The organism is Blastomonas fulva (genome assembly GCF_003431825.1).
Lineage (GTDB): Bacteria > Pseudomonadota > Alphaproteobacteria > Sphingomonadales > Sphingomonadaceae > Blastomonas > Blastomonas fulva.
Window position 1 is genome coordinate 1677104 of the sequence record NZ_CP020083.1, and the last position, 12529, is coordinate 1689632.

Annotated in this window: 14 protein-coding genes and 1 tRNA gene; 8 read left to right on the forward strand and 7 right to left on the reverse strand. The window is 63.0% G+C overall.

The window, feature by feature from the left end:
* Positions 1-7 precede the first annotated feature (7 nt).
* The 4 genes from B5J99_RS07810 to B5J99_RS07825 form a co-directional block, all read right to left on the reverse strand.
* Positions 8-763, reverse strand: a complete 756-nt coding sequence (locus B5J99_RS07810) for an SDR family NAD(P)-dependent oxidoreductase (RefSeq protein WP_117352079.1) — start codon at positions 761-763, stop codon at positions 8-10.
* Entirely contained in the window at positions 760-1944 is a 1185-nt protein-coding gene (locus B5J99_RS07815) for an acyl-CoA dehydrogenase family protein (RefSeq protein ID WP_117352080.1), read from the reverse strand. Before B5J99_RS07815 ends, B5J99_RS07810 begins: the two co-directional genes overlap by 4 nt.
* 220 nt (positions 1945-2164) lie before the next feature.
* On the reverse strand, positions 2165-2440 hold the full coding sequence (locus B5J99_RS07820) for a hypothetical protein (RefSeq protein ID WP_162892501.1): 276 nt from the start codon (positions 2438-2440) through the stop codon (positions 2165-2167).
* A 17-nt stretch (positions 2441-2457) separates the two neighbouring features.
* Positions 2458-2769 carry a hypothetical protein gene (locus tag B5J99_RS07825; RefSeq protein WP_117352082.1) on the reverse strand — a complete coding sequence of 104 codons (312 nt, stop codon included), beginning with the start codon at positions 2767-2769 and terminating at the stop codon, positions 2458-2460.
* Positions 2770-2971: 202 nt separating this feature from the next.
* Here B5J99_RS07825 and B5J99_RS07830 point away from each other — a divergent pair, with 202 nt between their 5' ends.
* A complete protein-coding gene (locus B5J99_RS07830) occupies positions 2972-3652 on the forward strand; it encodes a phytanoyl-CoA dioxygenase family protein (RefSeq protein WP_117352083.1) in 681 nt (226 codons plus the stop codon).
* Between the two features lie 105 nt (positions 3653-3757).
* Here B5J99_RS07830 and B5J99_RS19980 read toward each other — a convergent pair whose 3' ends face one another.
* Positions 3758-4522: a cold-shock protein gene (locus tag B5J99_RS19980; RefSeq protein WP_069051390.1), complete on the reverse strand. Its 765-nt coding sequence runs from the start codon at positions 4520-4522 to the stop codon at positions 3758-3760.
* Between the two features lie 482 nt (positions 4523-5004).
* On the opposite strand from B5J99_RS19980, the gene B5J99_RS07840 reads away from it, so the two are divergent.
* From B5J99_RS07840 to rpoN, 6 genes are all read left to right on the forward strand, one after another.
* The gene (locus tag B5J99_RS07840) at positions 5005-5820 is read left to right on the forward strand and encodes a TerC family protein (protein ID WP_054135449.1); all 816 of its coding nucleotides are present in this window, start codon (positions 5005-5007) and stop codon (positions 5818-5820) included.
* Entirely contained in the window at positions 5817-6434 is a 618-nt protein-coding gene (locus B5J99_RS07845; RefSeq protein ID WP_054135443.1) for a ribonuclease D, read from the forward strand. Before B5J99_RS07840 ends, B5J99_RS07845 begins: the two co-directional genes overlap by 4 nt.
* A gap of 67 nt (positions 6435-6501) precedes the next feature.
* Complete coding sequence (gene lptC / locus B5J99_RS07850; RefSeq protein WP_054135444.1) at positions 6502-7143, forward strand: LPS export ABC transporter periplasmic protein LptC; 642 nt, start codon at positions 6502-6504, stop codon at positions 7141-7143.
* A gap of 65 nt (positions 7144-7208) precedes the next feature.
* Positions 7209-7754 (forward strand): LptA/OstA family protein, encoded by a 546-nt coding sequence (locus tag B5J99_RS07855; RefSeq protein ID WP_054135445.1) that lies wholly within the window; start codon positions 7209-7211, stop codon positions 7752-7754.
* Between the two features lie 310 nt (positions 7755-8064).
* Positions 8065-8847: an LPS export ABC transporter ATP-binding protein gene (lptB, locus tag B5J99_RS07860; RefSeq protein ID WP_054133699.1), complete on the forward strand. Its 783-nt coding sequence runs from the start codon at positions 8065-8067 to the stop codon at positions 8845-8847.
* A gap of 34 nt (positions 8848-8881) precedes the next feature.
* A complete protein-coding gene (rpoN, locus tag B5J99_RS07865) occupies positions 8882-10426 on the forward strand; it encodes an RNA polymerase factor sigma-54 (RefSeq protein ID WP_117352084.1) in 1545 nt (514 codons plus the stop codon).
* A gap of 39 nt (positions 10427-10465) precedes the next feature.
* Here the strand turns inward: rpoN and B5J99_RS07870 are convergent, their stop codons facing one another.
* Positions 10466-11101 carry an LON peptidase substrate-binding domain-containing protein gene (locus B5J99_RS07870; RefSeq protein WP_236823401.1) on the reverse strand — a complete coding sequence of 212 codons (636 nt, stop codon included), beginning with the start codon at positions 11099-11101 and terminating at the stop codon, positions 10466-10468.
* Positions 11098-12006: a tetratricopeptide repeat protein gene (locus tag B5J99_RS07875; protein WP_117352085.1), complete on the reverse strand. Its 909-nt coding sequence runs from the start codon at positions 12004-12006 to the stop codon at positions 11098-11100. The genes B5J99_RS07870 and B5J99_RS07875 overlap by 4 nt, the downstream gene beginning before the upstream one ends.
* Positions 12007-12245: 239 nt before the next feature.
* Here B5J99_RS07875 and B5J99_RS07880 point away from each other — a divergent pair.
* Positions 12246-12320: transfer RNA gene (locus B5J99_RS07880), tRNA-Gly, on the forward strand.
* Positions 12321-12529 lie beyond the last annotated feature (209 nt).

The window sequence follows — 12529 nt, forward strand, 5'->3', positions numbered from 1 at the left end:
GGCAGCGCTAAAGCGATCCTACCAGATGCCCGCCATCGACGGTGAGGATGCTGCCGGTCATGAACCGGCTGGCGTCAGACACCAGAAGCAGCAGCGGGCCATCGAGATCCGGCAGCTCGCCGTAACGCCGCATCGCGATGCGCTTGCGCAGGGGTTCACCCGCGTCGCCAGCCAGCTGGTCGCGGTTGATGTCGGTGAGGAAATAGCCCGGTGCGATCGCGTTGACGCGGATGTTGAAGCGCGCAAGCTCCATCGCCAGTTGCCGCGTCATGTGTAGCACGCCCGCCTTGGACATCGCATAGGGTCCTGTGCCCGCAGCGGTCTGGAAGCCGGTGATCGATGCGGTGTTGATGATGTTGCCGCCGCCTGAATCGCGCATCACCTTCGCGGCTTCCGTGGCGACGTTCCACGCGCCTTTCAGGTTGGTGTCCATCACGAAGTCGTAATCGGCCTCGGTCTGGTCAAGCGCGCGCTTGGTCACCGCGACGCCTGCGTTGTTGATGCAGGTGGTGATCGCGCCAGCCGCTTTGACGCCATCGCGCACCGAGGCGAGGTCGGCGACATCCATCCGCACCGCGCTCGCGCTGCCGCCAGCATCGGTGATCTCGGTGACCAGCGCCTCCAGCGCCTCCAGCCGCCGTGCGGCGACCACGACATACGCGCCGCAGCGGGCGAGGACACGGGCGAAATGCGCGCCAAAGCCCTCGCTCGACGCCCCGGTGACAAGGATGCGCTGGCCGGTCAGATCTGCGGTCAGGGTCATGCGGCGGCTCCCTCGGTTGCGTGCTTATGATCGCGCTTGATCTTTTTGGCGAGCGACCATTTGTGCACTTCGGTCGGGCCATCATAAATGCGGAAGGCGCGGATTTCGCGGAATACCTGCTCGACGATGGTGTCGCCGCTGACCCCCTTGCCGCCCATCACTTGGACACAGCGGTCGGCAACGCGCATCAAGGCTTCGGACACCGCGACCTTGGTCATCGAGCTTTCGACCGTGCCCAGTTCACCGGTGTCGAGCACGCCCGCGCACCAGGCGATCATCAGCTCGGCCTGTTTCAGGTCGATAAGGTTTTCCGCCAGCATGAAGCCGACGCCTTCGTGATCGACCAAAGGCTTGCCAAAGGCGTGACGGCGGCAGGCGTAATCGCTGGCGATTTCATGCGCGCGTGATGCTGCACCCCACCAGCGCATACAGTGCGACAGCCGGGCAGGGGACAGGCGTACCTGCGCGTATTTGAAGCCTTCGCCGCTCTGTCCCAGCATCTGGTCGGCGGGGACGCGCAAGTTATCGATGGCGATGATCGCATGGCCACCGGGCATAGAGCTGTCGATGGTGTCGAGCACGCGCTCGATGCGGATCGCCGGATCGGGAAGATCGACCAGGAACATGCACGCGCCGTCCTCGGACTTGGCCATCACGATGCCGACCTTCGCGCCTTCGGCCCCGGTGATGAAAGCCTTGCGGCCGTTGATCACCCAATGGTTGCCGTCGAGCTTCGCGGTGGTCCGCATCATCGAAGGGTCAGAGCCTGCGCCGCCTTCCTCGGATGGTTCGGTCATGAAGAAGGCCGAGCGCGATTCGCCGCTGACCAGCTGGTTCAGGAACCGTGCCTTCTGTTCAGGGCTGCCGACCTTGCCCAGCAGATACATGTTACCCTCATCGGGCGCGGCGGTGTTGCACGCGACCGGCCCGAGCGGCGACAGGCCGGATTTTTGCAGCACAATCGCGGTCTGTGCCTGGGTCAGGTGGCGGCCATCGGGCAGGATATGCGGCGTCATAACGCCTGCTGCCCGGGCGAGCCGGCGCATTTCATGGACCAATTCTTCGGACGGTCCATGCGACCCACAGCGCGGGTCCTGCTCATAGGGTGCGATGACCTCGCGGACGAAACGCTCAACCTTCGCGGCAATGGCATCGACTTCGGCGGCGGACAGATGGGACATGGTGACGGTCTCCCGGATGCGTGGCGTGTGCGCAAGCCGGGTATCAAAGCTGGAGCGTTAATCAACTGATTAAATTGCAGGAGCAGGGTAAACGTAACGGAATCGCATGACCGATGAACGAACGGTCGGTCCCCTCCGCAGGCAGGGGTCTATCTCCCGACCGTTGAGCTGGACGCCAATACACGAGATGGCCTTCTGCGTTGGCGGGAGAGGGGGCGGTTTATGACCAGTGGCCTTTTCTGTCCTCGTCCTTCCATGGAAACAGCGCAAGGGCACTTACGATGAAGATAGCAGCACAGACCTGACCAGCTTCCAGACCGACAAAATACACCAGTGCATTGTAGGTGGCGTGGATAGCCGTCCCGATCACTAACTGGTGCCATCGCGCGCCATGAAGATAAAACGCATACACCACCGCTGTCAGGATGTGCAGGAACAGGGCCGGTATCGCTGCAAAGGCCTCGAAGAAACCCTGGATCGAGAATGGTTGCTCCATGGCGAATGGCTTTGAGATCATGAGTTCGTAGATGCCGAAAAGACTAACCAGCGCAAATCGGTGCAGGGCCTCGTTAGTGACTGGCAGGCCTGAAGTTTCGCAAGCTCTTCGAAAATGGGTGCCAGAAGCACGATCTGTATTCCAAACAGGGTCAATGCGCTGGGTGAAAAGATCACTTTTATGCCGAATGACAAGATTGTCGTCATTAGTTCAGCAGCAAGCATACACAGCAGGCAAACCCACAGCAGTCGCATGGCTGTCTTATCGGCATCGGTAAAATACAGCCAGATAACAAGGCACATGGTGCCGATCAGGAACGTGATGATCATCGGTCGTTACAATGCTGAAATGCTCGCATATATCAACTGTAGACTGGTTTCGGGCGTCGAGCCTTGATGTTGTGTTCTCCGGCGAAAGCGGGAGTCTAGTGGCGGTGTTGATCTGCCGCCGCCCTGGATTCCGGCTTTCGCTGGAAAGCGGTGATGTTCGGGCGATGTTGCGGACTTGACGCGGTCATGCTTAACTCGGCACATGATTATTAGCTTCGTGGCGAATGACTTCGCGACCAATGGTGCCGTTCTCCTTAAGGGCGCTATCCTACCTCACATCGACGAGTTGAAGTCAGCGATTGCCGGGCTGCCAGAAGACCAGGCTGGTGTCCGTCTGCATGGCATTCGATCACTTGGGCCATTGCTTGCCAGTGACGGTGCGATTGGAGCTATAGCTGATAAGGCCTTGGGCAAATCTGCACGGCCGGTCAGGGCAATTCTGTTCAACAAGTCAGCGGATACGAACTGGTCGCTTGCTTGGCATCAAGACCGGACAATCTGCGTCAAGGAAAGGCGGGCGGCACCCGGCTTCGGTCCTTGGACTATCAAAAGCGGGATGAATCATGTCGCGCCACCGTTTGATTTGCTCGCGCGAATGGTGACATTGCGGGCACATATTGATGATGTGCCGGAGACTAACGCGCCGTTGCTCATTGCGCCCGGCTCCCACGCCTTTGGCAGGATTGCCGTCAACCATATACAGGAAGTCGTAATCCGTTGCGGAACGGCGACCTGTCTGGCCGACGCTGGCGATGTCTGGCTGTATGCGACGCCGATTCTTCACGCATCCGAAGCAGCCTCCGCCCCGAAAAACAGAAGGGTGCTACAAGTTGACTTTGCTGCCGAAGAGCTGCCGCACGGCCTCAAATGGCTGGGCGTGTAGACGCCAAATCCGCAATCAGGCTACCACAATAAAACCCCGCCGCGCCGAAAGCGCAGGCGGGGTCTTCATGTCTCTCGTCCCGGCCCTGTCAGGCCGAGCAGCCGATCAATCGTGGTGCGCGACCAGATTGACGGCGGAGTGCTTTCCGCGACGGTCGACTTCAAGGTCGAACTCGAGGCGGTCGCCCTGGTTGAGGCCGTTCATGCCGGCGCGTTCGACCGCGCTGATGTGAACGAACGCATCGGGCTGGCCGTCGTCGCGGGTGATGAAGCCGAAGCCCTTCATGGAGTTGAAGAACTTGACGGTTCCGGTCGCACGCTCGCCAGTGAGTTCCCGGCGGGGCGCTTCGCCGCGCGGTGCACGCTCGCCGCGGTCACCGCCGCCGCCGCTATCGGATACGGGGATCAGTTCGCCATCGACCTTGAGGTCGCTGGCAGACACCTTGCCGCCGCGATCGACCAATGTGAATTCCAGGCCCTGGCCTTCGGCGAGGTTGGAAAGACCCGCACGTTCCACCGCGCTGATGTGGACGAACACGTCTTCGCCGCCATCGTCACGCTGGATGAAGCCGAAGCCCTTTTGCGCGTTGAAGAATTTGACCTTGCCCTTGGCTTCGCCCACCACTTGGGTGGGCATGCCGCCAAAGCCGCCGCTGCGCGGAGCGCCGCCGCCGGCACCGCCGCCCGGACCGCGCGGGGCACCGAAGCCGCCGCCACCTGCAGGAGCGCCATATCCGCCGCCGCCACCGCCGCCGCCGAAGCGGTCACGATCACCATATGCAGGCGGAGGCGAAAATGCGTCGAAATCATCCTCGCCAAATCTGTCGCGTTTGTCCCGGCCCCTGCCGCGCCGACCCCTGTCAAAACTCATGCCGAATTATTCACTTTCAATGTCGTCCTGGATCATGTGCTCAAGAACAAGGCGGACGTGAACCCTGTCGCTCAACTGATGGAACTCTTCGTGCGGACCCTTTCAGCATGGATCAATCCGCCACAAATACGCACCAAAAACCTTAGCTTACCTTAACCTTCATCAGCATCCGCCAGCGACCTTTCGACAATCGAACTGCCATCAACCAATCAAAAACCTGTGGATAGCACACAGATGTTGCGTGACACACGGCAAAACATGCGCGGCAATCGCGTACTTCCAAGGTGATTCTCTTAACGCAAATCCGGCGGCATGGCGAATAATAAATGGGGCTGGCCAAGGCGTTGCCGCGCAATTGCGGCGGTCCGGCAGGCAGTGGCGACCAGCGACCGCACAGGCGGTGCGACGAACGGCGGCAAAATTCGCGCGCGCCAGCGTTTGCGGGCCTTGCCATGCCTCTGGCGCTGCGGCAATTGGGGCCGATGGATAGCATCATTCCGCTGTTGAGCGACCCCGCAGCATGGGCTGCACTTGTCACCCTTGTGATCCTGGAGGTCGTGCTTGGCATCGACAACCTGATCTTCATCTCGATCCTCTCGAACAAGCTGCCCGAACATCAGCGGCAGCTTGCGCGGCGGATCGGCATCGGTCTTGCACTGATCATGCGGCTCGCGCTGCTGTCGATGATCGCGTTCATCGTGTCACTGACCACGCCGGTGTTCGACCTCGGCATTTCGGGCCCGCTGGGCGAATATGGCGAGCCGACCTTCGAGACGCAGTTCTCGTGGCGCGACCTGATCCTGATTGCAGGCGGTCTCTTCCTGGTGTGGAAGGCGACCAAGGAAATCCACCACAGCGTCGATGACGACCCCTCGGGCGAGGCGCTGGACAAGAAGGGCAAGGCCGCGCTCGGCTTTGGCGCGGCCATCGTCCAGATCATCGCGCTCGACATGGTGTTCTCGATCGATTCGATCCTGACCGCAGTCGGCATGACCGACCATGTTCCGATCATGATGGCCGCGGTGATCATCACCGTTCTCGTCATGCTGGTCGCTGCCGATCCGCTGGCCAATTTCATCAATCGCAACCCCACGGTGGTGATGCTGGCGCTGGGCTTCCTGCTGATGATCGGCTCTGTGCTGATCGCCGATGGCTTCGGCGTCCATGTGCCCAAGGGATATATCTATGCCGCCATGGCTTTTTCTGCGATGGTCGAATCCCTCAACATCTGGGCCCGCAACGGGCGCGAGAAACGACGCGGCATTTCGCCGGCAGCTACCAACGGCGAGAGTGCATGACCGTATATTTCCATGAAAGCGATCTGCCTGCCGATGTGCTGGCCCCCGGCCCTGTGGCGGTGGATACCGAAACCATGGGGCTGGTGACGCCGCGCGACCGGTTGTGCCTGGTGCAGATCTCCGATGGCAGAGGCGACGAGCATCTCGTGCGCTTCATGCCCGGCAGCGATTATGCCGCGCCAAATCTTCGCGCCGTGCTCGCCGATCCCGAGCGGCTCAAGCTCTATCATTTTGCCCGGTTCGATCTGGCGGCGATCCAGCATTATCTGGGCGTGATGGCAGCGCCGGTGTTCTGCACCAAAATCGCATCGCGGCTGATCCGTACCTATACTGACCGGCATGGCCTGAAGGAACTGGTGCGCGAGGTACTGGGCAAGGAGCTCAGCAAGGTGCAGCAGTCGAGCGACTGGGGCGCGCCCGAGATCAACGATGCGCAGCGCGACTATGCGGCCAGCGACGTGCGCTTCCTGCATGCCCTGCACACCGCGATGGACGCACGGCTGGTGCGCGAGGGACGGCGCGAGATCGCGCAGGCCTGTTTCGATTTCCTGCCCGCGCGCGCGCAGCTCGATCTGGCGGGCTGGCCGGAAATTGATATTTTCGCGCACGCTTAATATATCGCGGGGCAACACCCCCTCCGACCGCGTAACCGGCGCGACACCGAAAGGCCCCTAAGGCGACATGACCGAACGCGCTGATATCATGCGCAGCCGCCGCCAGCTGTTTGCGACCCCCGGCAGCAGCCATGACCGGATGGTGCGGTTGCTGGGCATCATCCTGCCCTCGGCGATCGGCGTGCTGGTGGCGTTCCTGGCGCTTGCGCCGCTGCTGCGCAACACAGAGGTCAGCTTCCTGCTCGACAAGAACCAGGTCGATATCGCGCGCGAACGCATGCGGGTGACGCAGGCGCTGTATCGCGGGCAGGACAGCGAAGGACGGCCCTTTTCGCTGCAGGCGGGCTCCGCGGTGCAGAAGACCTCGCGCAATCCGGTGGTGGAGATGAGCGATCTGGCCGCGCGCATCCTGCTGACCGAAGGCCCGGGCGTGCTCGAGGCCGGGCAGGGGACCTACAACATGGACAGCGAACAGGTGTCGATCATCGGCCCGGTGCAGTTCAGCTCCGCCAATGGCTATCGCATGGTCACCCGCGATGTGGACATCGATCTGCCCAAGCGCAGCATGGTCAGCCGCGGCGAGGTGACGGGTCGCTTGCCCGCTGGCACTTTCCGCGCCGACCGGCTAAAGGCCGATCTTGCCAATCGCACGGTCACGCTCGAAGGCCGCGCACGGCTGCGGATGACTCAGGGCGGATTGCCCCGGTGACGAACCAAAATCGAGTGACGAGCGGAGATACGGGATTGACCAAGCGGTTTTCAGCCAGGGTTTCGATGCTGGCCCGTCGCCGGTTGCCAGGTGCGGCTGCCGGTGCGTTTTGCCTCGCCGCGCTGGCGCTGGTGCCCGGCAGCGTCACTGCGCAGTCGCTGATGAACCACAACAGCAACGCGCCGGTCGATTATGCTGCCGATCGCATCGAACTGCAGGACCGCGCCAATCGCGTGCTGCTTTCGGGCAATGTCGATATCACCCAGGCGGGTCTTCGCCTGCAGGCGGCGCGGATGACCGTGGCCTATCGCAACGCGGGCAGCATCGAGATCGAGCGGATCGACGCCAATGGCGGCGTGGTCGTCACCAAGGGCGAGGAACGCGCCAGCGGCAATGTCGGCATCTATGATTTCAACAAACGGATCATCACGCTGATCGGCAATGTCGCGCTGCGCCAAGGCGGCAACACGCTCAACGGCGGGCGGATGGTAATCGACCTGACCACCGGCCGCTCGACCGTCGACGGCCGCTCGGCCGGCGGCGCTCCGGGCCAGACGGGCTCGGCAGGCGGCCGTGTCTCGGGCACGTTCTCGGTACCCAAGCGGGATTGATCGTAAATCCTCCCACAGCTTGCTGGGGGAGGGGGACCGCCCGCGCAGCGGGTGGTGGAGGGGCGGCCAGTTCGAGCCCAGCCTATAGATGCCGTGCCATCCCGCTTCCCCCCCACCACTGACCTTCGGTCAGCGGTCCCCCTCCCCGAGCCAAGCTCGGGGAGGATTTGAACTGCTCCCCACGCCTGCCCATGCATAAATCCTGCCAACACGTGAATATCGTCGGTTTTCATCGCATTGTTCCATGCTATGGGAGAACAAAGACAAAGCGGCGCCCCAAGCTGCGGTTTATGTTTGCAGGAATGTTGCAATGAACGATGTAGCCCCCCTTGGCCTGCTCAGCGGCACCGCGGCGGACCCTGCCGTGTCCACCGATGGCCTTAACGTCGTGTCGATCGCCAAGAGCTATGACAAGAAGGTCGTGCTCTCCGATGTCTCGCTGCAGGTCGCCAAGGGCGAGGTGCTGGGCCTGCTCGGCCCCAATGGCGCGGGCAAGACCACCTGCTTCTATTCGATCATGGGGTTGGTGAAACCCAATTCGGGCCGCATCATGCTAGATGGCGTCGATATCACCCCGCTGCCGATGTACCGCCGCGCGATCCTGGGTCTTGGCTATCTGCCGCAGGAAACCTCGATCTTTCGTGGCATGACGGTCGAGCAGAATATCAAGGCGGTGCTTGAACTGGTCGAGCCCGAGGTAGAGGCGCGCGCGGCGCGGCTGGAGACATTGCTCGAGGAATTCGGGCTGACGAGGTTGCGCGAATCCCCCGCGATGGCGCTGTCGGGTGGCGAACGCCGCCGCTGCGAGATCGCCCGCGCGCTCGCCGCCAGCCCCTCCATCATCCTGCTCGATGAACCGTTCGCAGGCATCGATCCGCTTTCGATCGCCGACATCCGTGACCTCATCATCGAGCTCAAGTCGCGCGGCATCGGCGTGCTGATCACCGATCACAACGTCCGCGAGACGCTCGACATCGTCGACCGCGCCTGCATCATCTATGATGGCAAGGTGCTGTTTGCCGGCACGCCAGAGGCGCTGGTGGCCGATGAAAACGTCCGCAGGCTGTATCTGGGCGAGGGCTTTGCGCTGTGATCGCATCCGTCGCAGGTGACGAAGGACTGACCTGATGGCGCTCGGCCCGCGCCTTGACCTGAGGCAGAGCCAGTCGCTGGTGATGACGCCGCAGTTGCAGCAGGCGATCCGGCTGCTCGCGCTGTCGAATATCGAGATCGAAGCGTTCATCGGCGAGGAACTCGAGCGCAACCCGCTGCTCGAGCTGGGCGGCGAGGACACCGGCGGCGATGTCGCCTCGAGCGGGGTGGATGCTACGTTCGACGCGCCCGCTGCTCCTGCCGATGGCGATCCGGCGGGCAGCGACGAGCTGATCGGCGCAGGCATGGGCGAGATCGATCGTCCGCTCGATATCGACCTGGGCGGCGAGGTGTTTCATCACGACTGCGCCAGCGACGGCCCCGACCGGGTGGCGGGTGAGGCCAGCGGCGGGCTCGACGGGGCGCTTTCGCTCAACGATATTTCCACCGGCGGCGGTGCCGACAGCGACGGCTGGGAAGATTCGCTCGAATACGATCTCACGCTGCGCGAGCATCTGCACGCCCAGGCGGGGATGGCGATGTCCGGCGTCACATTGTTCATCGGCCGGCACCTGATCGAGCTGATCGACGAGAACGGCTATCTGCGCGGCGACCTGCTGCAGGTGTCGCACCAATTGGGCGTGCCTCTGGGCGAGGTCGAGACCGCGCTGGCGGCGATCCACACGCTCGAGCCTACCGGCGTCGGCGCGCGCGATCTGGCCGAGTGCCTCGCGCTGCAGGCAAAGGAAGCCGACCGCTACGACCCGTGCATGGCGCGGCTGATCGACAATCTCGAGCTGCTTGCACGCGGCGCGCTGCCGCAGTTGAAGCGGTTGTGCCGGGTCGACGACGAGGACCTTGCCGACATGATCGCCGAGCTGCGTCAATATGATCCCAAGCCGGGCAGCCGCTTTGGCGGGGCGAGCGTCGAGGCGGTGGTGCCCGATCTGTTCGTGCTCGAGCGCGAGGGCAAATGGATGATCGAGATCAACAGCGGGACGCTGCCGCGGCTGCTGGTCAACCGCAGCTATCATGTCTCGCTGTCTGGCGGGCGGCACGATGCCAAATCCAAGGCTTGGCTCAGCGAATGCCTTGCCGAGGCCAACTGGCTGCTCAAGGCTCTCGACCAACGCCAGCGCACGATCATCAAGGTGGCGAGCGAGATCGTCAAGCAGCAGGAAGGCTTCTTCCGCAACGGCGTCACGCAATTGCGCCCGCTCACCCTGCGCAGCGTCGCCGATGCGATCGAGATGCACGAATCGACCGTCAGCCGGGTGACCAGTCACAAATATCTGAGCTGCGCACGCGGTCTGTTCGAACTCAAATACTTCTTCACCAGCGCGATTCAGGCGACCGATGGCGGCGATGCGGTGTCGGCCTCGGCGGTGAAGAGCCACATCAAGACGCTGATCGACGAGGAGGACGCCAAGAACATCCTCTCCGACGACCAGCTGGTCGATCTGCTGAAGGAACGCGGGTTCGACATTGCGCGGCGGACGGTGGCGAAGTACCGCGAGGCGCTCGGCCTTGGCTCATCGGTCCAGCGCCGCCGCCAGAAGAAGCTGCAGGGCGCGCGGTGACTTGCCACCCCTCCCGCAGGCGGGAGGAGGGAAAGAAGACTACTGCAGCGTCACCCGTGGATCATCGCTGTCGCGGCGGCCGAAGAACTGCATCAGCTGGACCAGCAGATCGGCGCGGGTGGTGAGGCCTTCGGCTTCGAGCAGCGCCTGTTTGGCGGCTGCATCGAACGGGGCGATCTGCGCGATGCCGTTGACCAGCGAGCGGTCGTCGAGCCGCGCCACCGAATCCCAGTCGACGCTATAGCCCTGCGCATTGGCGAACCGCTGCGATTCGCGTTCCAGGCTCGCACGCTCGATGCTGGAGAGCGCCTGGTCATCCTCGTTTTCGTTGATCAGCTCCGCCTCGATCTGGCGGAACGGCGTCGTCACGTCCAGCTCGCGCAGCACGCGGAACCGGGCAAAGCCCTCGAGCACAAGATTGTAGCGGCCATCATCGAGCGCTTCGACATCGACGATGCGGCCCACACAGCCCATGTCGAACAGCGCGGGCGGATCGCCGGGGCCGCGCGGCTGGATCATCCCGATCTGCCGGTCGCGCGCCATCGCATCGCTCACGAGGGCGCGATAGCGCGGCTCGAAGATGTGCAGCGGCACCTGCAGGCCGGGAAACAGGATCACCCCGGTGAGCGGAAAGATCGAGATGCGCTGGGCGACCATGACGGGCTTGTCGGTCATCCGAACAACGCGGCGGAAAGCTTGCGCCGCGTCGCTGATACCCAGGGATCCTCGAGCCCGACCGCCTCGAAGATCTGCAGCAGCCGCGCGCGGGCCGCGCCCTCGTTCCATTCCTTGTCGGCCTTCACGATGGCCAGCAGATGCTCCGCCGCCTCGTCGCGTTCGCCGCCGGCAAACAGCGCGACCGCCAGATCGAAGCGCGCGGCGTGATCGTCCGGCGTGGCATTGGCGGCTGCACGCAGCCCTGCGATTTCGCTGTCATCGGCCTTGTCGGCGACCAGCGCGATGGCGGCCTTGGCGCGATCGAGCGCGGGGTCGGCGGTGATTTCGGGGGGCAGATCGGCGAGCAGCGCCTGTGCCTCCTCCACCTTGTCGGCGGCGACCATTGCGCGCAGCAGGCCGGAAATGGCCGCAACGCTGTCCGGCACCATGTCCAGGATCTGCGCGAACATGCCCATGGCCTGCTCGGTGTCGCCCTCGGCCAGCACGTCTTCGGCCATCGCGATCAGCGGCGTGATATCGGGCGCGCCGGCATCGTCGCCATCACCCGCCTGGACGGGCAGCTTCTCGAGCAGCTGGTCAAGGATGCCGCCAAGCTGCGCCTCGGTGCGCGCGTTGGTGAGGTTGGCGACCGGCTGGCCCTGGAACATCGCATAGACGGTTGGGATCGACTGAATCTGGAACTGCGAAGCGACGAAGCGTTCCTCATCGACATTGACCTTGACCAGCATCACGCCCTTGTCGGCATAATCGGCCGCGACCTTCTCCAGCACCGGGGTCAGCGCCTTGCACGGCCCGCACCATTCCGCCCAGAAATCGAGGATGACCAGCTTCGTCATCGATGGTTCGACCACGCTGGTGCGGAATGCCTCGACGGCCTTGTGCTCTTCGGTCGTCAAACCCATGCTTGCCAAGTGAACTGCTCCTGCTGTTGCGCGTGCCGGGCGGTTCACCGCCCCGTCGCGGGTTGTGCCCCGCTTTGTCCTGGCACCTTATCCGAAACACCAAGATGGTGCGCAAGCCGCTTCTGCCAAGGGTGAAACAATGAATCGTCGCCAAATGCAAATTTGGGGCTTGCCGGACCCAAAACCCGATGCTAACTGCGCGCCTCACCTGCTGGATCGCACGTCGAACCAGCCGCCGAGCGGGCGTAGCTCAGGGGTAGAGCACAACCTTGCCAAGGTTGGGGTCGAGGGTTCGAATCCCTTCGCCCGCTCCAGTTTTCTTCCTAAATTTTTGACGTTTTGGCCTCAGGCGATCAGGCCTGAGGTGGGATACGAGCGCACCAAGGTGGCACTCGCGTATCCATTCGTATCCAATGCTTGCCAAGCCAGCGGCGATAGTTCGCGAGTGGGTATCAATACAATCGCCGCTAGGCTGCAATGCACCCGTCAAATGCCGCGCTGGCTGTCGCCGCGTTTCGCTCAC